General features: G+C 73.0%; 16 protein-coding genes. 11 read left to right on the forward strand and 5 right to left on the reverse strand.

Annotated elements, in window-relative coordinates; all coding sequences use genetic code 11:
- The first annotated feature begins 32 nt into the window (after positions 1–32).
- The 5 genes from OO63_RS26810 to OO63_RS26830 all read left to right on the forward strand — a co-directional run bounded on the left by OO63_RS26810 (position 33) and on the right by OO63_RS26830 (position 9,462).
- On the forward strand, positions 33–1,907 hold the full coding sequence (locus OO63_RS26810; RefSeq protein ID WP_030361432.1) for a serine/threonine-protein kinase: 1,875 nt from the start codon (positions 33–35) through the stop codon (positions 1,905–1,907).
- A gap of 218 nt (positions 1,908–2,125) precedes the next feature.
- Entirely contained in the window at positions 2,126–3,931 is a 1,806-nt protein-coding gene (locus OO63_RS26815; protein ID WP_030361433.1) for a serine/threonine-protein kinase, read from the forward strand.
- 74 nt (positions 3,932–4,005) lie between these two features.
- Entirely contained in the window at positions 4,006–5,706 is a 1,701-nt protein-coding gene (locus tag OO63_RS26820) for a serine/threonine-protein kinase (RefSeq protein ID WP_030361434.1), read from the forward strand.
- Positions 5,707–5,876: 170 nt separating this feature from the next.
- Positions 5,877–7,493: a succinic semialdehyde dehydrogenase gene (locus OO63_RS26825; protein WP_030361435.1), complete on the forward strand. Its 1,617-nt coding sequence runs from the start codon at positions 5,877–5,879 to the stop codon at positions 7,491–7,493.
- A gap of 142 nt (positions 7,494–7,635) precedes the next feature.
- The gene (locus OO63_RS26830; RefSeq protein ID WP_030361436.1) at positions 7,636–9,462 is read left to right on the forward strand and encodes a GMC family oxidoreductase N-terminal domain-containing protein; all 1,827 of its coding nucleotides are present in this window, start codon (positions 7,636–7,638) and stop codon (positions 9,460–9,462) included.
- 160 nt (positions 9,463–9,622) lie between these two features.
- On the opposite strand, the gene OO63_RS44935 is transcribed toward OO63_RS26830, so the two are convergent.
- Positions 9,623–10,771, reverse strand: coding sequence for an LPXTG cell wall anchor domain-containing protein (locus tag OO63_RS44935; RefSeq protein ID WP_030361437.1), 1,149 nt, complete (start codon positions 10,769–10,771; stop codon positions 9,623–9,625).
- A gap of 262 nt (positions 10,772–11,033) precedes the next feature.
- Between OO63_RS44935 and OO63_RS46400 the strand changes: the two genes are divergently transcribed.
- Both OO63_RS46400 and OO63_RS26845 read left to right on the forward strand, forming a co-directional pair.
- A complete protein-coding gene (locus OO63_RS46400) occupies positions 11,034–11,447 on the forward strand; it encodes a hypothetical protein (RefSeq protein WP_030361438.1) in 414 nt (137 codons plus the stop codon).
- Between the two features lie 225 nt (positions 11,448–11,672).
- On the forward strand, positions 11,673–12,539 hold the full coding sequence (locus tag OO63_RS26845) for a hypothetical protein (protein ID WP_157854058.1): 867 nt from the start codon (positions 11,673–11,675) through the stop codon (positions 12,537–12,539).
- Between the two features lie 993 nt (positions 12,540–13,532).
- Here the strand turns inward: OO63_RS26845 and OO63_RS26850 are convergent.
- A complete protein-coding gene (locus OO63_RS26850) occupies positions 13,533–13,835 on the reverse strand; it encodes a chorismate mutase (protein WP_030361439.1) in 303 nt (100 codons plus the stop codon).
- A 418-nt stretch (positions 13,836–14,253) separates the two neighbouring features.
- Between OO63_RS26850 and guaA the strand changes: the two genes are divergently transcribed.
- Positions 14,254–15,858, forward strand: coding sequence for a glutamine-hydrolyzing GMP synthase (guaA, locus tag OO63_RS26855; protein WP_030361440.1), 1,605 nt, complete (start codon positions 14,254–14,256; stop codon positions 15,856–15,858).
- Between the two features lie 77 nt (positions 15,859–15,935).
- On the opposite strand, the gene OO63_RS26860 is transcribed toward guaA, so the two are convergent.
- Complete coding sequence (locus OO63_RS26860) at positions 15,936–16,415, reverse strand: pyridoxamine 5'-phosphate oxidase family protein (RefSeq protein WP_030361441.1); 480 nt, start codon at positions 16,413–16,415, stop codon at positions 15,936–15,938.
- Between the two features lie 184 nt (positions 16,416–16,599).
- Between OO63_RS26860 and OO63_RS26865 the strand changes: the two genes are divergently transcribed.
- From OO63_RS26865 to OO63_RS26875, 3 genes are all read left to right on the forward strand, one after another.
- Positions 16,600–17,385, forward strand: a complete 786-nt coding sequence (locus OO63_RS26865; protein WP_030361442.1) for a class II aldolase/adducin family protein — start codon at positions 16,600–16,602, stop codon at positions 17,383–17,385.
- Positions 17,386–17,605: 220 nt separating this feature from the next.
- On the forward strand, positions 17,606–18,871 hold the full coding sequence (locus tag OO63_RS26870) for a hypothetical protein (RefSeq protein ID WP_030361443.1): 1,266 nt from the start codon (positions 17,606–17,608) through the stop codon (positions 18,869–18,871).
- Positions 18,872–19,115: 244 nt separating this feature from the next.
- Positions 19,116–19,643: a DoxX family protein gene (locus tag OO63_RS26875; protein WP_030361444.1), complete on the forward strand. Its 528-nt coding sequence runs from the start codon at positions 19,116–19,118 to the stop codon at positions 19,641–19,643.
- 85 nt (positions 19,644–19,728) lie between these two features.
- Here the strand turns inward: OO63_RS26875 and OO63_RS46980 are convergent, their stop codons facing one another.
- Positions 19,729–20,019 (reverse strand): hypothetical protein, encoded by a 291-nt coding sequence (locus OO63_RS46980; protein ID WP_051811229.1) that lies wholly within the window; start codon positions 20,017–20,019, stop codon positions 19,729–19,731.
- A complete protein-coding gene (locus OO63_RS26885) occupies positions 20,006–21,343 on the reverse strand; it encodes a PspC domain-containing protein (protein WP_030361446.1) in 1,338 nt (445 codons plus the stop codon). Before OO63_RS26885 ends, OO63_RS46980 begins: the two co-directional genes overlap by 14 nt.
- Positions 21,344–21,418 lie beyond the last annotated feature (75 nt).

Genomic DNA, 21,418 nt, shown 5'->3' on the forward strand with positions numbered 1-21,418 from the left:
CCGTGACCACACCTCTGGGGCATGATGGCCGCATGGGGAGCCTGGGTGACAGCACCCGTGTGATCGCCGGCCGTTACCGCCTGGAGGTGCGGGTGGGCCAGGGCGGCATGGGTGTCGTGTGGCGCGCGACCGACCAGCTCCTCGGCCGTCGCGTCGCCGTCAAGGAGATCCCGCTCGACGAGACGCTCTCCGCCGAAGAGGCCGCGCGGCAGCGCGAGCGCACCCTGCGCGAGGCGCGTGCCGTCGCGCAGCTGCGGCATCCGCACATCATCGTGGTGCACGACGTCGTCGTCCACGACGAACGCCCGTACCTGGTCATGGAGTTGATCGAGGGCCCCACGCTGGCCCTGCGCATCGGCCGGTCAGGACCGCTCGGCCCGCAGGCCGCCGCCCGCATCGGCCTCGACCTGCTCGGCGCGCTCGGCGTCGCGCACGCCGCGGGCGTCCTGCACCGCGACCTGAAGCCCGCCAATGTGCTCCTGGAGGAGGCGACCGGCAGGGTCGTGCTCACGGACTTCGGCATCGCGCAGGTCAGCGGGGCGACGACGCTCACGGAGAACGGGTCGTTCGTGGGCTCGCCGGAGTACACCGCGCCGGAGCGCATGTCGGGCGAGCGCACCGGGCCCGCGTCCGACCTGTGGTCCCTCGGCGCGTTGCTCGTGGCCGTGGTCACCGGCGAGTCGCCGTTCCGGCGGGACTCGATCGGCGGGGTGCTGCACGCCGTCGTCTTCGACGAGATCCGCCCGCCGCCCGCGGCGGAGCCGATCGCTCCGCTCGTCCTCGGCCTCCTCGAACGCGACCCGGAGCGGCGCCTGGACGCGGCCGGGGCGGAGCGGCTGCTGCGCGCGTACGTCGACACCGGGGTCATGCCGGGGCTGCCGGGCGCGGGGGACGGCGCCCGGCGTCCTGTGCTCGCGTCCGCGCGGGGGCGGCTGTCGGGGCGTGCGCGGGGGCGCGTGCCGGGGCGTGCGCCCGGGCGGTTGTCAGGGCGGGTGGAAGGGCGCTCGGAGGGCCGCGGGGAGGGGCGTTCACGGGGCTCGGGCCGTTCGGGCCGGACGTGGGGCTCGGGCCGGTCGTGGCGCTCAGGGCGCGCGGGGCCCCCGTCGGGGCGGCGCCCCCTCCTCTCCCTGCTCCCCGGCCGCCACCCGCCCCGGAGCCCGCGCACGCAGCCGCCGCCCGCACGCCCCGGCCACCCGGACGAATCCGCCGCACACCTGTCCGCCCCCGCGCGCCGCCGCCAGAACCGCATCATGCTGATCGCCGCAGCGCTGGTCGCGGCCGTGGCGGGCGGCGCCGTGTCGGCCGCGACGCTGCTGCTCGGGCAGGACGCCGACGGGGACGGCGGCCGGAACACGCCGCCCAGTTCGGCGTCGCCCGACACCCCGACGGACTCCGGCGGCCCGCGCCCCACGGCGACGTCGACGGTCACCAAGACCCCGGACACGGTTTCTCCCTCCACCCCCGACGCCCCCGTGGGCTACCGCCTCGCCAAGGACCCGCGCGGCTTCGCCCTCGCCGTCCCCCAGGGCTACACCCGCCGCACGGACGGCCCGCACACCTTCTACGTCTCGCCGGGCGGCGCCGTCCGCATCGGCATCGAGGCGGCCGACCCCGTCCCCGGCGGCCCGCTCGCCGCGCAGCGCCGCGCCGCCGCCGAAGGACCCCGCGACCACCCCGGTTACCGCGACGCCGAGGTCACCGCGACCACCCGCAACGGCCGCCCCGCCGCACTGTGGCAGTACACCCGGGACGGCTCCGGCGGCGAGGCGGGCGCCCGGCGCACATACGACCTGTGCTGGCAGGAGGGCGGCCGGAGGTACGACGTGTGGGTGTCGGCGCCGACGGGGCAGGCGCGGGAGGGGCGGCGGCACTTCGACACGGCGGTGGACACGTTCGTGCGGCGGTGAGGGTCCGGCGGTGAGGGCCTGCCGGTGGCGGTCCGGCGGTGGCGCGAATGTGCGGTGGCGCACAGGGGCGTGCGGAGGGTGGGAGATCGACTCAGACGCGCCGTTACGTGCGCCTTTCCGCACGTACGTCGCCGAAGTTCCCGGTTCCTGCATCACCCCGGTCACAACTGGGGACCCTGGCTGGAACCCGAGGTACCCCGCACGGTACTCATGGGGGCATGAGTAACGACGGGGGAGCCTCTCACGGCCCGAACGAGACCACCAGCTACGGCCTGCAGCCACCGCAGCCCCCGCAGCAAGGTGGCGGCGAGCCGTACCCCAATCCGTACGCCCAGCCCACCCAGGTGGTACCGAACCAGCCGCGCCCCGAGGCGCCCGCGCAGTCCGCACAGGGCTCGCAGCCCGGCCACCACGGCCAGCCCGCACAGCCCGGCCACCACGGCCAGCCCGTGCCGGACGCCCGGGCCACGGAGGCGACGCGGGCCGAGCCCGGTTCCGGCCGCCTGGTCGGCGGGCGCTACCGGCTGCTCTCCAAGCTCGGCCACGGCGGCATGGGCACGGTGTGGCGGGCCAAGGACGAGACGGTGGACCGCGAGGTCGCCGTCAAGGAGCCGAGGGTTCCGGACCATCTGCCGGAGCGGGAGCGCGCCAACGCCTTCGAGCGGATGCGCCGCGAGGCACGCGCCGCGGCCCGCCTCGACCACCCGGCCGTGGTCAACGTCCACGACGTCGTCGTCGAGGACGGCCAGCCGTGGATCGTGATGGAGTTCGTGCGGGGCCGCTCGCTCGGCGCCGCGCTGCGCGACGAGGGCACGCTCGGCGCCCGGGACGCGGCCCGGGTCGGCCTCGAGGTGCTCGGTGCCCTGGAGGCCGCGCACGCGGCGGGCGTCCTGCACCGCGACGTGAAGCCGGACAACGTGATGATCGGCGGGCACGACCGTGTCGTCCTCACCGACTTCGGCATCGCCCAGATCGAGGGCGAGACGAACCTGACGGACACCGGCGGCTTCGTCGGCTCGCCGGAGTTCATCGCCCCGGAGCGGGTCCTCGGGCAGCGCCCCGGACCGGCGTCCGACCTGTGGTCGCTGGGCGTCGTGCTGTACGCGGCGACCGAGGGCGTCTCGCCGTTCCGCCGCAACAACACGCCCGCCACGCTCCAGTCCGTCCTGAACGCCACGCCCGCCGCGCCCGCGTCCGCGCAGGGCCCGCTCGCCGACGCCATCAACGGCCTGCTGCACAAGGAACCCGCCCACCGCCCGAGTGCCGCCCAGGTCAGGGCCATGCTGGAGGAGGCCGCGAAGCCGCCGCAGCCCCCGCAGCTGCCCGCGACGCGCTTCGTGACGGCGGGCCACGCGGACGCCGGTGCTCCGGCGCCGGACCGCGGCAAGGGCGTCTTCCTCGGCCGCAAGGCGCTCGTGGCCGTCGGCGGTGTCGTCGTCCTCGCGGTGGCCGCCGCGGTGGTCCTCGCCGTGAAGCCGTTCGGGGGCGACTCGGACGCGGGGAAGTGGACGCAGCACGAGGAGAAGTCGCTGGGCGCGACGCTGTCCGTGCCCGAGGGCTACCGCAAGACCGACGACGGGGGCGAGACGCCCAAGGAGCACTGGGTCACGTACACGGACCAGAGCGGCAGCCTCTTCGTGTCGCTGCAGCTCAGCAAGAAGTCCGAGGACGACCTCAAGTACATCGCGGGCACCTCGATGGCCGAGGCGTACGAGGACATGAAGGACCTGGAGAACGGCAGCACGGTGCTCGGTTCGCTGAGCCCGTCGGACGGGGTGGGGTCCGGCAAGAAGACGACGCAGGGCGACTACAAGGGCAAGCAGTCGGCCGAGAACCTGATCCCGTACACCAACAAGGAGTCCTCGGTCGTCTACCCGCGCGAGGCCAAGGTCTTCTACTACCGGACCTCGGCGGGCGACATGTACAAGCTGTGGATCGACTACCCGGCCAAGAGCGACTTCACCGAGCGGGGGCGCGAGGTCGCGAAGAAGGCGATCGAGGGCCTGGAGATCGCGAAGCCCTGAGCGGCCGGTGGTCCGGAGTCACAGGAGCGTCACCGTGCTGGCCCTCGTACGCCCGCGCGCGATAGGCATGCGGCATGAGTGCTGACGGGGGACGTGTGCTCGGCGGCCGCTATCGGCTCGCCGAGCGCATCGGATCGGGGGGCATGGGAACGGTATGGCGTGCCGTCGACGAGCTGGTCGGGCGGGAGGTCGCGGTCAAGGAGCCGCGCCTTCCCGGTGATCCGCACGACGCGGCGGCACGGCGGGCGTACGAGCGGTTGCGGCGTGAGGCGCGCGCCGCGGCGTCCGTCGACCACCCGGCCGCGGTCGCGATCCACGACGTGGTCGTCGACGACGGACGGCCCTGGATCGTCATGGAGCTGGTCCGGGGCGAGTCCCTGCACGAGGTCCTGAGGCGCGGGGCGCTGGCACCCGCCGAGTCGGCCCGCATCGGCCTCGCACTCGTCGGCGCGCTCGCCGCGGCGCACGCCCAGGGCATCGTGCACCGCGATGTGAAGCCCGCGAACGTGCTGCTCGGCGCGCACGGCCGGGTCGTCCTCACGGACTTCGGCATCGCGCGGGTGCAGGGCGAGGAATCCCTCACCGTCAGCGGCGAGTTCGTCGGGTCCCTGGAGTTCATCGCGCCGGAGCGGATGGCGGGGCACGGGGCGGAGCCCGCGTCCGACCTGTGGTCGCTCGGGGTGCTGCTGTTCGCGGCGGTGGAGGGCTGGTCCCCGTTCCGGCGTACGACGCTTGAGTCCACGCTGGCGGCGGTGCTCTCCGCGGACGTGCCGGAGCCGGCGCGGGCGGGCGAGCTGGCGCCGCTCATCTCGCGGCTGCTGTCCCGCGACCCCGGGTTTCGGCCCGGCGCGGGGGAGGTGGCGGCGGCGCTGGAGGCGGTGGCGGAGGGGCGGCCGCTGCCGGAGCCGTTCGGGACGGTGGTGGCGCAGGACCCTTCGGGTATGCGGGAGTTGTCGGACGACGTGGGGACGGTGCGGCTTTCTCGCGGGGGCGCGGGGGGTGCGGGAGCCGGTGGGGGTGCCGGTGGGGGTGTCGGCCCCGGGGCGGGGCCGGGCGTGGTGGCGGATGTGGGGTCGGGCGCGGGTCGGGGGCGTGCCGGTGGACGGCGTACGCCTGCCTTGGTCGCCGCCGCGCTGGTCGGCGCGCTGCTGGTCGGGGGCGGGGTGTGGCTCGGTACGTCGATGGGTTCTGCGGGCGGTGGCTCCGGGGAGACGCGCGCTGAGCGTACGAAGGGGTCGGAGGGCGGGGAGTCCGGAGCCCGCGGGTCCGCCACCCCCGCGCCCCGGTGGAAGGTCCGCCCGGAGCGGGCGCTCGTCGCCGAGATGCCCGTGCCCGCGCGCTACAAGGTCGTCGTGCGCGAGGACGGCGACGACGACCGGCAGCGGACGGGATCCCGGCTCGTGATCTACGCCGAGGACGAGAACAGCGACGTCACGGTGCGCCTGACCAAGGAGGACGGCGGCTCGACGCCCGCCCTCACCTGGGCCCGCCAGGCGGCCGAGACCTGGCACGACTCGGACAACGGCGCCAGGACGAACTACACGAAGACGTCCCACCGCGGCGACGACGCGGCGATCGCCGACACCACGTACGACGACGACTCCATGACCACCCCGGTCCGCTGCCTACAGCTCATGATCATCACGGCCGACCAGGAGTTCTACGAGCTGCGCGTGGACATGCCGAAGGGCACGGCACAGGAGAAGGAGGGCACCGAACTGTTCAAGGGCGTGCGGGCGCGGCTCAAGGTCGGCAAGGACTCGGTGAAGGGCTGACGCCCGCTGTGGACTTGCCCGTTCGCCCCCGGGGAACGCCCTGATCAGCACCTTTGTCGCCAGCAGGCACTGGCAGCGAACGAAGTGGCCCGCGGCCACGTGTGCGTGCTCGGTGAAAGCTCGTTACCCATGGGTACCCAAAGCGTCCGCTCAGGCATACGCTCACCGTCATGACGGACTCGCAGGCCCCCGCCACGCCCCTCGGTACGAACCCGGTCGCCCCGGCCCCCAGCGGCGCACGCACCGCCGCCGACGTGGTCACGCCGGAGCTGGTCGCCCAGCTCACCCGTGATGTGATCGGCTCGGGCCGGACGGCCAACCACACGCCGTTCACCGGCGAGAAGCTGGCCGACCTGCCGGAGTCCACCCCCGAGGACGTGGCCACCGCCTTCGAGCGGGCGCGCGCGGCGCAGGTCGCGTGGGCCCGCACGCCGGTGCGCCGACGCGCCGCCGTCCTGCTGCGCTTCCACGACCTCGTGCTCCAGCGCCAGGCGGAGGCCCTCGACCTCATCCAGCTGGAGACCGGCAAGGCGCGCCTGCACGCGCACGAGGAGATCCAGGCCGTCGTCGTCGCGGCTCGCCACTACGGCCGCCGCGCCGGGGCGTATCTGAACCCCAAGCGCCACACCGGCGTCGTACCGACCCTCACCAAGGTCACCGAACTGCGCCAGCCGCGCGGCGTCGTCGGCCAGATCGCCCCCTGGAACTACCCCCTCGAACTGTCCATCGGCGACGCCCTGCCCGCCCTCGTCGCGGGCAACGCCCTGGTCATGAAGCCCGACACCGAGACCGCCCTGACGGCGCTCTGGGCCCGGGACCTGATCATCGAGGCGGGGCTTCCCGCCGAGGTGTTCCAGGTCGTCCTCGGCGACGGCCCCGTCATCGGCCCCGAGATCGTCCAGCGCGCCGACTACGTCTCCTTCACCGGCTCCACCCGCACCGGCCGCGAGGTCGCCACCGGCGCCGCCGCCCGCCTCGTCGGCGTCTCCCTCGAACTCGGCGGCAAGAACGCCATGCTGGTCCTGCACGACGCCGACGTGGAGAAGGCCGCCGCGGGCGCGGTCCGCGCCTGCTTCTCCTCCGCCGGTCAACTGTGCATCTCCATCGAGCGGTTGTACGTCCACGAGGCCGTCGCCGACGCCTTCGTGGAGCGGTTCGCGGCGAAGACCAGGGCGATGCGGCTCGGCCGGTCGCTCGCGTACGGCGCCGAGATGGGCTCCCTCGTCGGCGAGCGGCAGCTGGAGGCCACCCGGCGGCACGTCGACGAGGCCGTCGCCAAGGGCGCCACACTCGTCGCGGGCGGCGTGGCCCGGCCCGACATCGGCCCCTACTTCTACGAGCCGACCATCCTGGACGGCGTCGAGTCGCCCATGGCGGTGTGCACGGAGGAGACCTTCGGCCCGGTCGTCTCGCTCTACCGCTTCACCGACGAGAACGAGGCCGTCGAACTCGCCAACTCCACCTCCTACGGTCTGAACTCCTCGGTCTGGACGAAGGACGGCAGGCGCGGCCGCGCCCTCGCCGCCCGCCTGCGCACCGGCACCGTCAACGTCAACGAGGGCTTCGCGCCCGCCTACGGCAGCGTGCAGTCCCCGATGGGCGGCATGAAGGACTCGGGCCTCGGCCGCCGCCACGGCTCCGAGGGCATCCTCAAGTACACCGAGGCGCAGACCGTCGCCCACCAGCGACTCATCCCGCTCGCCCCGTCCTTCGGCATGACCGACGAGAAGCACGCGGCGTTCATGACGACGAGCTTGCGGCTCATGAAGGCCTTCCGCCTGAGGTAAGTGGGCGTGCGGAGTCCGCTGCGGTGCGGAAGCGTCCTGGAGGGGCGCGGGAACCGCGCGACCAGCCACAGACGGCCCGCAGACTCGACACCGCACTGTCCAGCGAAGCGCTCAGCGCGCCAGTTTTCGACGAGGAGAGTCAATGGCACGGGAGAACTCTGTCCGGGACCAGGGCGACGACGGCTACGACTACGACGTCATCGTCGTCGGCTCCGGCTTCGGCGGCTCCGTATCGGCGCTGCGGCTCACGGAGAAGGGCTACCGCGTCGGCGTCCTGGAGGCGGGCCGCCGCTTCACGCGCGGGCAACTGCCCAAGAACTCCTGGGACATCAAGAACTACCTCTGGGCCCCGGCGCTCGGCCTCTACGGCATCCAGCGCATCCATCTGCTCGGCAATGTGATGGTCCTGGCGGGCGCGGGCGTGGGCGGCGGATCGCTGAACTACGCGAACACGCTCTACGTACCGCCTGCGGCGTTCTTCGACGATCCGCAGTGGAAGGACATCACGGACTGGCAGGACGAGCTGCGTCCGTACTACGAGCAGGCCAAGCGGATGCTCGGCGTGCGGCTCAACCCCACGACCACCCCCTCCGACGTCCACCTCAAGGCCGCCGCGCAGGCCATGGGAGTGGGCGACAGCTTCCACATGGCGCCGGTCGGCGTCTTCTTCGGTGACGGACGGGACGCCACCGGTGAGTCAACGGCCGAGCCCGGCAAGGAAGTTCCCGACCCCTACTTCGGCGGCGCCGGACCCGCCCGGCGTGCCTGCACCGAGTGCGGCGAGTGCATGACGGGCTGCCGCCACGGCGCGAAGAACACCCTCAACGAGAACTACCTCTACCTCGCCGAGAAGGCCGGAGCCGTCATCCACCCGATGACGTCCGTCGTGGCGCTCACCGAGGACTCGCGCGGCGGCTACGCCGTGGGCACGCTGCCCACCGACAACAAACGCAAGGGCAGGGGCCGCACCTTCCGTGCCCGCCGCGTCGTCCTCGCCGCCGGGACGTACGGCACCCAGACGCTCCTGCACCGCATGAAGGACAGCCATCTGCTGCCCCGCATATCGGGGCGCCTCGGCGACCTCACCCGCACCAACTCCGAGGCGCTGGTGGGCGCCCAGACGACGGACCGCCGCTACCGCAAGCGCCACGGCGGCCTCGCGGGCGCGGGCGGCAAGGTCGACTTCACCAAGGGCGTGGCCATCACCTCGTCCATCCACCCGAACGACACCACCCACATCGAGCCCGTCCGCTACGGCAGGAAGTCCAACGCGATGGGCGGCATGACGCTGCTCCAGGTCCCGTACACCGTGAAGGGCGGCAAGGCGCGCGTCGCCGGGTGGCTCGCCAACACCGTGCGCCACCCGCTCCTGACCGTGCGCTCCCTGTCCAACTACCGCTGGTCGGAGCGCACCATCATCGGCCTGGTCATGCAGACCCTCGACAACTCGCTGACCACGTACCGCAAGGAGAAGGGCATCGGCAAGGGCCTGCTGACCGCGCGGCAGGGCCACGGCGCGCCCAACCCGGACCAGATCGCCGAGGCCACCCGCGCCGCGACCCTCATCGCCGAGGAGATCAACGGCTTCCCCGGCTCCAACGTCGGCGAGCTGATGGGCACCCCGCTGACCGCGCACTTCCTCGGCGGCTGCCCGATCGGCGACGGCGCCGACACCGGCGTCATCGACCCCTACCACCGCCTTTACGGCCACCCCGGCATCTCCGTGGTCGACGGCGCCGCCGTCTCCGCGAACCTCGGCGTGAACCCCTCGCTCACGATCACCGCGCAGGCCGAGCGCGCCATGTCGTTCTGGCCCAACAAGGGCGAGGCGGACCCGCGTCCGGCCCAGGGCGCCGCCTACGCGCGGCTCGCTCCGGTCGAGCCGAAGTCCCCGGCGGTCCCGGCCCACGCCTTCGGCGCGCTGCGGCTGCCGTTCCTGGGGGTGCCCGAGGTGCCGAGGAAGAAGTAGCCGCGTACGTACGCGAGAAGGAGTAGCCGCGTACGTACGCGAGAAGGGGCGCGTGCCCGGCCGCGCGCCCCCGCCGCGTGCCCGACGGAACCGGCCGTGTACGCGAAAGGACCTGCACCCCCCTCCGAGTGCAGGTCCTTCGCGTCTCGCGGTACGTCGCCTACGCGGCGGCGTCCGAGTTCGAGCGGCGGCGTACGACGTACACCGCGCCGGCGCCCGCGACGACGGCGATGCCGCCGACGAGGCCGATGGTGGGAAGGGCGGAGCTGGAGCCGGTCTGGGCGAGGCTGCCGGTCGGCGGGATCTCCGCGACCGTCTGCTTCACCTCGTCGGCGCGGCCGCCCTGCGGCTCCCTGTTGACCGGCGGCTCGGTGACGTCCGGCCTCGGGATGGCCTCACCGGGGTGCTCGTTGTCGCTGCCGGGCTTCAGGACGGTGAAGTCGAAGAACGCGAAGGCGTTGTGCTCGCAGTTCAGCTCGGAGTCCACGTAGCCGCCGAGGCCGAACGCGTAGCCGTCGCCCGCCGGGGCCTTCTTGTTGATGTTCAGGCGCAGCCTGATCTCGACCTGCTCCTTGGCGGCGAGCGTCGTCGTGCCGAAGGTGACACCGCTCTCGACCTCGTCGACGATCGACTTCCAGCCCTTGGCCTCGGGGTCGTAGAACTGGATCCGCGTGTAGCTGCTCAGCCAGTCCTTCTCGTCCTCGCTCTCCGAGAAGTTGTCCGCGGCGGCCAGCCAGCGGACCTTGCCGAGGTCCTCGTCGCTGGGGTTGGCCGCGATCAGCTTGAACTCGTGCCAGCCGCTGCCCGCGACGATCTTGCCGGGCAGGCCCTTGAGCTTGAGATCCAGCTGGTTCTCGGCGTCCTCGCCGGTCTCCTCGTCGACGGCGCACTCGGTGGGCTCGTCGGTGGGCGTGGTCTCGTCGCCGGGCTCGGTGGTGTCCTCGCCGGGGTCGGCGTCGTCACCGGGGTCGGTGTCGCCGTCGCCGGGCTTCGTGTCGCCGTCGCCCGGCTTGGTGTCGTCACCCGGCTCGGCGGGGTCCTCGGGCTTGGTGTCGTCGCCGGGCTCTGCCGGGTCCTCGGGCTTCGTCGGGTCCTCGGGCTTGGTGTCGCCGTCGCCGGGCTTCGTGTCGTCGCCGGGCTTCGCCGGGTCCTCCGGGCCGGGGGACTCCGCCGGGGGCGTCTCGCCCGCGCTCGCGGACGGCGTGGTGTTCGCGTCCCCAGTTGCGAACGCGGCCGGTGCCGAGAGCAGTGCGACCGGGGCGATCACGGCCGTCGCGGCCGCGGCGGCCAGAGCACGGCGAAGCTTCATGAAGACCTCAGAGAGTCCGGCGCACCGCGCCCGCGCGGTACGGAGGTGGAGGCCTCCGCGGCGGGGCGCGGAAGTGGCCGTTGTTACGCATGGATGACCTGCGTGGGCCGGGAATGGTTGTCCTGGAACTCACAGAATTCTTATGTGGTGTAGGTCACAAGTTCGGGGCTCGGCCAGGGCTCCGGCTTGTGCGGCCGCGGCGCGGTGTCGTAGAACTTCCCCCGTTTGCAAGCGAGATGAAGCACGCTCTGGAATGGATTCCTTGGGGGGCACAGTGTCCGTGCAGTCGCCGCGTGAGCCCGACGGCGAGTCGTCGATACCCGACGAGGTGTGGCGCCGGTTCGAGCAGGACAGCGAACGCGAGATCCGGGCGTCCGCGCCGAAGGAGCCGTCCGCGCGGGCGCGCATGGTCGCCGAGCGGCTGCGTCGCCTGGACGAGGAGGCGGCGCGGCAGCAGGCCGAGGGTGTCGTCGGCCGCAAGCGGCGCAAGCGCAGGGAGGAGTCCGCGCAGCCGTGGCGCCCCGACGAGTGGCGCGCCGCGCCCACGGGCCGTGGCGGGGGCCGCCCGGCGCGGTCCGAGCGGTGGCGGCAGGTGCGGAGCGTGGTGATCGTCGGGGGCTGCATGATCCTGGCGATCGCGGTCCTGAGCCCGTTCCGGTTCTGGCCCTGGCAGTGAGGCGGGAGTTCCGGGGGCGGCGGGCCGAGGGGGCGCCCCAGGCGGGTGGCCCGCTCCGGGTGTGACGTAGATCGTGTACGCGTCACACGCTGACCGGGCGTTCCAGGGAACCACGCACGTCGATCTTCAGTCGTAGAAGGGGTGCGGGTGACTCCGCATGGACGTGCGAGGCGTGCGCGCGGCGTGATGCGCGCGGGGTACGCCAGGAATCTGGGGGAACGGAACGTGAAGTCAGCTGTGTCGCGTGTCGTGGTGGCCGTCTCGGTCGCGGCCGCTCTGGGTCTGACCGCCGCGTGCGGTGGCGGCGACGGGGACGGGGGCGGCGACCGCGACGGCGGCAAGTCGTCGACGTCGCAGGCGAAGCCGAAGGGGCCGGGCGGCGGTGCGGGCGGTTCGGGGGCCGAGGGCGGTTCCGGCGGTTCCGCGGACGCATCCCCCGAGGCCAGGAAGCTGAAGGCGAAGGTCATCGCCGCGGGCGACCTGAAGCGGGCGGCCCTGAAGCGGTACGGGGTGACGCCCCGGGAGCGGTCGAAGCTGGAGGCCGCGTCGGACGGCGCCGCGACGACCCCGGCCGCCTGCCGCCCCCTGTCGGACATGATGGCCGCCGCCACCCCGCCGAAGGCCAAGGCCCACGCGGGCCGCGCGGTGGCGCCGAAGAGCGTGCGCGACGACCTGGCGACGACGGACGTCGAGCTGTTCGCGTACGACAGCCCGGACAGCGCGCGGAAGGCGCTGCGGGACGTGCGGTCGGCGCTGAGGTCGAAGGAGTGCGGCGCGTTCCGCGCGGGCGGCGTGCGCTACAGCGGTGTCGCGCCCGAGGCCGCGCCGGACAAGGGTGACGAGTCGGTCGCGTACAAGCTCGGCAGCCGCCAGGAGCAGCTCGTGAAGCGGCACGCGGTCGTCGTGGTGCGGGACGGTTCGACGCTGGTCTCCTTCGCCGCGCGGAACTACTACGACCCGGAGTCCGTGGCGGGCGAGGACGAGTCCCGCAAGGACGGCGGCGGCACGGACCTGCCCGGCTCGGACAAGGCGGACGAGGAGCCCGAGGTGCCGTCGGCGGTTGTGGACGCGCAGCTGGACAAGGTGGGCTAGGCGCGGGTGCCGGGTGCCGGGTGCCGGGTGCCGGGTGCCGGGTGCCGGGTGCTGGGCGCCGGGCGCTGGGCGCCGGGCGAGGCGCGGTAGGCGCTGGGCCGGGGGCGGCGGGCTTTCGGCTGCCGGTTCGACGGAAGAGCGAAGGGCCCCGCGGGACGGATCCGCGGGGCCCTTGGCTGTCAGCACCGACGTCAGGGCAGCGTCGGTGCCTCGGTGCGGCGCCGGGGGAGTGCGCCGCTGGTCGAATGTGCCGGTGGCCGACCCGGCGCACAAGGGGCGCGCGGCTGGTGTAGACCAATGGCAATGGAGTTGTGGAAAGCGGGGCCCGGGGCCCCTCTCCCTCTACGCATCGTGGAGGATGGCCGGTTCTCCGCGCAACTGTTTCGACGACATCTTGGGGCACAAGGCCGGATTGGCACGGGCCGATGAGGCTGGCCGAAAAGCGTTCCAGGAGCGCGCCGCGGAAGCGGAGGGTGCGGGGCCGCCGAAACGGCTCGGCGGGACGGAGCGGGAAACGGAACGAGAACGGAACGGGGGCGGCCCGAGAACGGGACGGGAACGCCATGGGGACGGGACCGGGACGAGGCGGGAACGGAGGGGGAAACGAGGCGGGAGCGGTGCCGGAAGGGGACGGGGGCCGACCGGCTCCGGGCGTCCCCGGAGCCGACCGTTCCCTGGGTGACCGGGCTGCTGTCCCCTGCCGTCCGGTCACTTCTCTGGAGCGAGGTCCCACGGCGTACGCGAGTCGCGTACGCCTCATCGCTCCAGCGGAGCCACGCGTGGTTCTTGCGGCCCGCCCCTGGCTGGCACGGACATCGGGACCAACGAAACCCGTCGGGAACCGGTCACGCGCCGTACGGGTGAGAAGGGATCCGAACTCAGGTCCGTGGCGCAGTGGTTCCGCTTTTCGACGGGCCTCGACAGGGCCTCGACAGGGGCTTCGACAGGGACTTCGCCGGGGACTTCGCCGGGGCGGGGAGGCCCCCGGCGGACTCAGACGCGGCCCCGGCACAGCTCCAGGAGCGTCATGGCGAGCTGGGTGCCGGGCTTGCCGAGAGCGTCCCTGTAGTGGCTGAGGATCTCCATCTCGCGGGAGAGGTTCACGCGGCGCCCGCCGGAGCTGATGCGGGCTTCCTGGATGACGGCGGAGACGGCCATCCGTTCCTGGACGAGCCCGATGATCCGGTCGTCGAGGGCGTCGATGCGCTCGCGGGCACCGCCGATCAGCTCGGCGGCCCCGGGGGTGCGGGCGCCGGTCCGCTCGGCGGGGGTGGTGGCGGGAGTGGCGGTGTTCATGGTGGTGGGGCTCCTCGATCGGGTCGCGGGGCCCGGGGCGGCAGTGCCCGGAAACAACAGAACGCCCCGGGCCTTGTCGGCCCGGGGCGCCTGGGAAGTCGCTTGGCGTTACGTCAAGCAGCTCGACCATGGCAGCCGGCGAGCCGGATGCCATAGGTAAAGACGAAGGTCGAGTGCGTGAACATGCGCCCCAGTGTACGCACACCACCCAGGACATCGACCGCACACCCATCCAGCCCGTCGTGGGGGTACCCCCTGCTCCTTGAGAGCTTGGGGGAGCTTGAGGACGAGCGCGAAGCGCGACAGGGGGGCGAGGGGCGCAGCCCCAGGAGACGGGAAGGGAAGGGGCGGAGGGGGCGAACACCCACACCAGACGCCCACCCCCCGTCCCCCCGTTAGAATCGACGCACACACCCTCATGCTCACCGCCGGAAGGCAGACCGTGCCAGTAGCGCCCCCCGCCGCCCCCGACACCGTCCTGGTCGTCGACTTCGGAGCGCAGTACGCCCAGCTCATCGCCCGCCGCGTCCGCGAGGCCCGGGTCTACAGCGAGATCGTGCCGAGCACCATGCCGGTTGCCGAGATGCTCGCCAAGAACCCCGCGGCGATCATCCTCTCCGGCGGCCCGTCCTCGGTGTACGCCGAGCAGGCCCCGTCGGTGGACCGCGCCCTCTTCGAGGCCGGCGTCCCCGTCTTCGGCATGTGCTACGGCTTCCAGCTGATGGCGACGACCCTCGGCGGCACGGTCGACAACACCGGCGCCCGCGAGTACGGCCGCACCCCCCTGCACGTCTCCAAGTCCGGCTCGACCCTCTTCGAGGGCACCCCGGACGAGCAGTCCGTGTGGATGTCGCACGGCGACGCGTGCAGCGCCGCCCCCGAGGGCTTCGCCGTCACGGCGTCCACCGACGTCGTCCCGGTCGCGGCCTTCGAGAACGACGAGAAGAAGCTGTACGGCGTGCAGTACCACCCCGAGGTCATGCACTCCACGCACGGCCAGCAGGTCCTGGAGCACTTCCTGTACCGCGGCGCGGGCCTGACCCCGTCCTGGACCACCGGCAACGTCATCGACGAGCAGGTCGCGGCGATCCAGGCCCAGGTCGGCACCAAGCGCGCCATCTGCGGTCTGTCCGGCGGCGTCGACTCCGCGGTCGCCGCTGCCCTCGTCCAGAAGGCCATCGGCTCCCAGCTGACCTGCGTGTACGTCGACCACGGCCTGATGCGCCAGGGCGAGACCGAGCAGGTCGAGAAGGACTTCGTGGCGGCGACCGGCGTCCAGCTGAAGGTCGTCGACGCGCAGGAGCGGTTCCTCTCCGCGCTCGCCGGGGTGTCCGACCCCGAGGAGAAGCGGAAGATCATCGGCCGTGAGTTCATCCGCGTCTTCGAGCAGGCGCAGGCCGAGATCGTCGCGGAGGCCCCCGGGGACCAGCCCGTCGAGTTCCTCGTCCAGGGCACGCTCTACCCCGACGTGGTCGAGTCCGGTGGCGGCACCGGCACCGCCAACATCAAGTCCCACCACAACGTGGGCGGCCTCCCCGAGGACCTCGAGTTCCAGCTCATCGAGCCGCTGCGCAAGCTCTTCAAGGACGAGGTGCGCATGGTCGGCCAGGAGCTCGGCCTGCCCGACGAGATCGTCCAGCGCCAGCCCTTCCCGGGCCCCGGCCTCGGCATCCGCATCGTCGGCGAGGTCACCCGCGAGCGCCTCGACCTGCTGCGCGAGGCCGACGCCATCGCCCGCGAGGAGCTGACCGCGGCCGGGCTCGACCGCGAGATCTGGCAGTGCCCGGTCGTGCTGCTCGCCGACGTCCGCTCCGTCGGCGTCCAGGGCGACGGCCGCACCTACGGCCACCCGATCGTGCTGCGCCCGGTCTCCTCCGAGGACGCCATGACGGCCGACTGGTCCCGCCTGCCGTACGACGTGCTCGCGAAGATCTCCACCCGCATCACCAACGAGGTCGCCGACGTCAACCGCGTCGTCCTCGACGTCACGAGCAAGCCGCCGGGCACCATCGAGTGGGAGTAGTCCCCACCACCCCGTCGGCCCCCTCGGCCTGAACGCCGGTGCCGCCGCCCACCATCCGGGCGGCGGCACCGGCGTTCTCATGCCCGCCTGGTCTTCCTCAGCGGCTGCCCCGGCTTCCACAGCTGCACCGCCAGGTACTTCTCGTCCTCGATGTACGTCCGTACGACCTCCGTCAGCTCCACCCGGAACAGGTGGAACGCCGACGGGTCCGGCGGCTCCACCTCGTCCACGTACAGCGCGATCGTCTCCTGGTCCCGCACCTCGACCGCCCGCCCCGCGATCCGCACGTCGCCGCCCGCCATCTCCGTGCCCACCCCCGGATTCGCCTGCAGCGCGAACCGCGGATCGCGGCGCAGATCCAGCGCCTTCAGCGAGTTCGGCATCATCCCGAGCCACAACTCGCCGTTCAGGAAGCGCACTTCGATGCCCGTCGTGCGCGGCGCCCCGTCCTTGCGCAGCGTCGCGAGAACGTGGTGGGTGAACTGTCCGAAGCGGTCCTCGACGGTCCGCGCCAGTTCCGGTTCCGCGGCCGTGAACGCCGCCCAGTTGAAGATCATGCGGTAAGTCTGCCTCCCAAAGGAGACATCTGCTGTCTCCTTTTCCGCGCCGCCCCTGAACGCCCCTGCCCGCCCCGCTCGCCGCACCCCTGGCCCGCCTGCCGACTCCCTTCACAGGAGACCCCTGTTCTCCTGCGCTGACCGGCGGTAACTTCCGCTCCGTACGGCCAGGGACGGAGGACATATGCAGGCGCCCACACCCATACCCGTCGAGCGGTTGCAGTTCGCGATGCCGCAGGCGCACGAGACGCCCGAGGACGAGCGGCGCCACCGCAAGGAACGGCTCGCCGCCGCCCTCAGGATCTTCGGCCGCCTCGGCTACGAGGACGGGGTGTCGGGGCACATCACCGCGCGCGACCCCGAGTACGACGACTGCTTCTGGGTGAATCCCTTCGGCATGCCCTTCAGGCACATCACCGTCGGTGACCTCGTCCTCGCCAACGCCGACGGCCAGGTCGTCGAAGGCCGCCACCACGTCAACCAGGCCGCCTTCACCGTGCACGCGCAAGTCCACCGCGCCCGCCCCGAAGCCGTCGCCGTCGCGCACTGCCACTCCACGCACGGCCGCGCCCTGGCCGCGCTCGGCGAACTCCTCGACCCCCTCACCCAGGAGTCCTGCGCCTTCTACGAGAGCCACGCCCTGTACGACGCCTACACCGGCGTCACCGTCGACGCCGGGGAAGGGCGCCTCATCGCCGCCGCGCTCGGCGACCACAAGGCCCTCATCCTGCGCAACCACGGGCTGCTCACCGTCGGCGGCTCCGTCGACGCCGCCGCCTGGTGGTTCATCTCCATGGAGCGCTCCTGCCAGATCCAGCTCGCCGCCCGCGCCGCGGGGCGCCCCGTCCTCATCGGGCACAAACAGGCCGTCGAGACCCGCGAACAGCTCGGCGGCGACCTCGTGGCCTGGATCAACTACCAGCCCCTGTGGCAGGACGTCACCCGCGCCGAGCCCGACCTGCTCGCCTGACCCGGCCCGGCCGCCCGCACACGCGTGCCCGCCCGCGCGCCGCGTCAACCGGCGCACCGCCGGACCACCCGTGCTGACCTGACCCGCGGAACACGCACAGGCGTCCGTGCGGCACAATTCCCAGACACCGCAAGGAAGTTCACGGACACGCGACCGAACGAAGATCCGGACGCGCGTCCCGCGGTGACTTCGGTCAAGGGTGGGGAAGGCGGCGTACGCGGTGGCGGTCCAGGAAGCCAGGCAGGGGGCGCACGGGGGTGGCTGCGCGTGCGGCGACTCCCCGCACGGGGCGCGCGAGGGGCACCGGCGCGCCGTGGCCGCGTTCCTCGCCAAGCGTGACGAGCTGGCGGCCGGGCATGGCGTGCCCGCGGCCGTCGTCCACTCCGCGGGCGCCTCCCGCCAGTGGGTGTCGGACGAGCTGACCCAGTCCGCGCGGACCGTCGCCGAACGCGGTCGGGCCGAGGGCCAGGCCTGGCTCACCCGGCTGTGGCCGCGCACACTCGCCGTCGTCTGGGTCGGCGTCCTGATCCTGCTGCTCGTCCAGGCCCTCACCGCCGTCGGCACGGGCTGGACCACGGCTCGCACGGCCGGGCTCCTCGCCGCGGCCGTCGTCGCCGTGGTCCTGAGCGGCGCCGCGTATCTGCACCGCGCCCGCGGCGGCGTCATCGCCCCCGTCATCGGGGAGGACAACCGCCTCTCCACCTCACGCGCGGTCGCCGCCTGCTGGGTGCTGTTCGTCGCCTTCGCCGTGCTCGTCCTCGCGGGCGAGCTCGCCGCGGCCTCCGGCCACGACGCGCGCGAGGACCTTGTCGACGGCCTCCAGCTCGCCCGCGCCGCGGGCCTGGTGACGGTCCTCGCCGTCGTCTGCGGCGTCGCCGTGCTCGTACGCCGCGTCGTCGGCCTGCGCGTACTCGGCCAGCGGCTCCAGAAGGTGCGCGCCGACCGGCCGCGCGCCGCCGACCTGCTCACCGACGACGCGGGCCGCGGCCACTTCGCCGACGTCCAGTACGTCCTCGTCAGCGCCGTCGCCGTCGTCTTCGTCGCCGTCCGGCTCGCCCGCCGCCCCGAGCAACTGCCCGACCTGCCGTGGGGCCTCGCCCTGCTCGTCCTCGTGTCCGCCGCCACATACCTGGCCGGCAAGTACGCCGAAGGCGGCAGGCCCGTCATCCTCTCCGTCGTCCGCTCCCGCGAGGCGGGCGACCTGGACGCCCCGATCCGCACCGGCGACGACATCGAGATCCGCGGCGCAGGTTTCGTCCCGCCCGGCGCGGGCAGCGCCGACCGCCTTGCCCGGATGGCCGTCCGCATCGGCACCGTCCACGTCCACGTGCCCCTCGTCCCCGTCCCCGGCGGTTTCACCAACCCCACGGACGCCGTCCTGACCGTCCCCGTGCCCGTCGACGTGGAGCCCGGCCGTGTCGACGTCCAAGTGATCACCGCCGCGGGCGTCGAGACCAACCGCTGCACCATCGACGTCACCGACTGACCGGCCCGCACCACCACCCCCTTCCCGCGCCGCACCGCGCCCCGCACACTCCGCCCGGCCACCCGGACCGCTCCGAATGGACGCATGCACATCCCCCTCCCGAGTGCCCCGGAACCGCGCTCGCCGCGCGGTCTCCCCGAAGCCGTCGAGGAATCCGCCGCACGCCACTGAGCAGCGGCTCCCCTTCGTACGTATGGTCAGTTGACGGGGCAACGGCCGAGGCGCGGGAGAGGCGGCGGACACGATGGCTCACGGCATGCGCACGGACAGCCACAGCGGCTATGCCAGGCGGAACGACTGGCGCGACAACGCCACCCGATACGCCCTGCTCCCCCTACGGGTCTTCCTCGGCGTCACCTTCATCTACGCCGGCCTGGACAAGATCACCGACAGCGCCTTCATGAAGTCGAAGGGCGTCGGGTCCATCGGCGAGACCATGCGCGGTGTCCGCGACCTCGCCGCCTTCCCCGAACTCGTCGATCTGGCACTGAAGAGCCCCGTCGGCTTCGGCTACGCCATCGCCTTCGGTGAACTCGCCGTCGGCATCGGCATCCTGATCGGCTTCTTCGCCCGGCTCGCCGCGCTCGGCGGCGCCCTGATCTCCCTCAGCCTCTGGCTCACGATGAGCTGGCACGAAGAGCCCTACTACTACGGCAACGACCTCCCGTACCTGATGGCCTGGCTGCCCCTGATCCTCGCCGGGGCGTCCTACCTCTCCGTCGACGCATGGCTAGCCGAGCGCCGCAGCTCCAGAGGGCTGGGGCTGGGCTAGGGGCTCGCCGCTGGGCTGGGGGCTCGCTGCTGGGCTGGGGTCCGGCCCGGGGCCGAGGTCGGCTCAGGACCTGCCCGAGGCTTGACTAGAGCCTGTCCGAGGGCGCACCCGAGCTGCTGGTCGAGGCCTTGTCCTCGGGGCTCGCCGGGGTGCCGGTGGCCTCCGGGCCCTTCGTGCGGGGCCGCCGGGCCTTGCGTATGCCATGGGCCACGGCCGCCGTCGCCGCCGCGAGGAACAGACCTCCCACCACGATCGGGATCATCGCGAACCACGGGGTCTCCCACAGCCCGCCCGCGTCGCCCGCGTACACCAGGCCGGCCGCCGCCAGGAAGAAGCCCGCCACCAGCCTGCCGGGCTGGAACTCATGACTCAGCACGTGCCACCTCCACCTGTCCGACGCCGACTTCGAGCCGCAGCTCGATCGTGCCGCCGTCCTTGGCGCCCCGAGGCGGGGCCAGGGTCGCCGACTTCTCCTTGCCCGGCTCCACGTCCACGTCCTTGCTCTTGTCGTCCGGCAACTGGATGTCGCCGACACCCACCTCGGCCCGCAGCCGCACCTCGGCGTCGCTCGGCACGATCACCTTCAGGCGGCCCGCGCCGACTTCCGCGCTCGTGCTCACCGTCTGGTCCTTGCCGATGTCGATCCGGCTCAGGTCCAGCGTGCCCACGCCCGTGCCCATCTCGTAGTGCGGACGGACGTCCGCCGTGGCGGCCGGACGCCAGTCCGTGCGTATCCAGTCCGTGGTGATGTTCTTCGGCAGGGCGGAGGCGCCCGCGACCAGGCCCGCGGTGATCACCGCGAGGACGATCGAGCCCGCGCCCGTGCGCCCGAGGAAGGAGCTGATCGCGATGCCGAGTCCGAGCACGGCGAGCGCGCAGGCGAAGCCCGTCTGCAGGCTGGTGCCGAGCGGCTGGTCCTCCCAGGTCAGGGACGAGCCGAGGAAGGCCGCGACCACGGCGGCGAGGAACACCCAGCCGCCGAGCCAGCGCGGCCCGCGCGGGCCGGTCGGCTCGGGGGCGGGGGTGCGCCGGCCCGCGGGGGAGTGCGGGGCGTCCGGCTGATACTCCACCGCGACCGGGTCCGGGCCCCAGAAGTACTTCGGCATGCCCTCCGGCCCCGTCCCCTTCGTCAGGGGGTCGCGCCACCAGGACGGGCCGCCCGTCACCGGCGGGGCCAGGGTCTCGGGCGGTGCGTCGGCCACGGCCTGGACCGCCACCGGGTCGGGGTCAGGGGCGCCGCGGTGCTGCGACCAATACCCCGCGCCCGCGAGCAGCAGGGCGAGGACGGCGGCGAAGGTCAGCGCGTCGCTGTTGTTCAGCAGGGTCAGGAACACTCCGCAGCCCACCAGGGCGAACAGCACGGCCGTCAGCGCGTGGCCGTCCACGCGGCCGGTCAGGAGGCGGCGGGCCTCGTTCTCCTCCTCGTCGTCGTACGGCACGAACAGCCACGTGAAGCCGTAGAAGACCAGGCCGAGACCGCTCGTGATCGCGAGCACCGCGAGGCCGATGCGGAAGATCACCGGGTCCATCTGGCAGTGCCGCCCGAGGCCCGCGCACACGCCGCCCAGCTTGCGGTGCCGGCGGTCGCGGCGGAGCTTGGGCTCGCGCACGGCCTCCGGACCGCCCGGCTCCGTGGCCGTGGCGGTGGCGGTCTCGTGCGGCGGAGCCGACGGGCCCGACGCGGGCTGCTGATCTGTCATGAGTCCATGGTGACGGCCAGGCACCCGCTGCGGCAGTCGGGACAACCCTGGCCCAACCCTGAAATCGTCCCTGAC

Origin of the sequence: Streptomyces alboflavus, assembly GCF_000716675.1 — a bacterium.
Taxonomy (GTDB): Bacteria; Actinomycetota; Actinomycetes; order Streptomycetales; family Streptomycetaceae; genus Streptomyces; species Streptomyces alboflavus.

What these genes read in the sequence shown, in the direction of transcription:
- OO63_RS26810 (WP_030361432.1), top strand. Translation starts at nt 33, where the DNA reads ATGGGGAGCCTGGGTGACAGCACCCGTGTGATCGCCGGCCGTTACCGC.
- OO63_RS26815 (WP_030361433.1), top strand. Translation starts at nt 2,126, where the DNA reads ATGAGTAACGACGGGGGAGCCTCTCACGGCCCGAACGAGACCACCAGC.
- OO63_RS26820 (WP_030361434.1), top strand. Translation starts at nt 4,006, where the DNA reads ATGAGTGCTGACGGGGGACGTGTGCTCGGCGGCCGCTATCGGCTCGCC.
- OO63_RS26825 (WP_030361435.1), top strand. Translation starts at nt 5,877, where the DNA reads ATGACGGACTCGCAGGCCCCCGCCACGCCCCTCGGTACGAACCCGGTC.
- OO63_RS26830 (WP_030361436.1), top strand. Translation starts at nt 7,636, where the DNA reads ATGGCACGGGAGAACTCTGTCCGGGACCAGGGCGACGACGGCTACGAC.
- OO63_RS44935 (WP_030361437.1), bottom strand. Translation starts at nt 10,771, where the DNA reads ATGAAGCTTCGCCGTGCTCTGGCCGCCGCGGCCGCGACGGCCGTGATC.
- OO63_RS26850 (WP_030361439.1), bottom strand. Translation starts at nt 13,835, where the DNA reads ATGAACACCGCCACTCCCGCCACCACCCCCGCCGAGCGGACCGGCGCC.
- guaA (WP_030361440.1), top strand. Translation starts at nt 14,254, where the DNA reads ATGCTCACCGCCGGAAGGCAGACCGTGCCAGTAGCGCCCCCCGCCGCC.
- OO63_RS26860 (WP_030361441.1), bottom strand. Translation starts at nt 16,415, where the DNA reads ATGATCTTCAACTGGGCGGCGTTCACGGCCGCGGAACCGGAACTGGCG.
- OO63_RS26865 (WP_030361442.1), top strand. Translation starts at nt 16,600, where the DNA reads ATGCAGGCGCCCACACCCATACCCGTCGAGCGGTTGCAGTTCGCGATG.
- OO63_RS26875 (WP_030361444.1), top strand. Translation starts at nt 19,116, where the DNA reads ATGGCTCACGGCATGCGCACGGACAGCCACAGCGGCTATGCCAGGCGG.
- OO63_RS26885 (WP_030361446.1), bottom strand. Translation starts at nt 21,343, where the DNA reads ATGACAGATCAGCAGCCCGCGTCGGGCCCGTCGGCTCCGCCGCACGAG.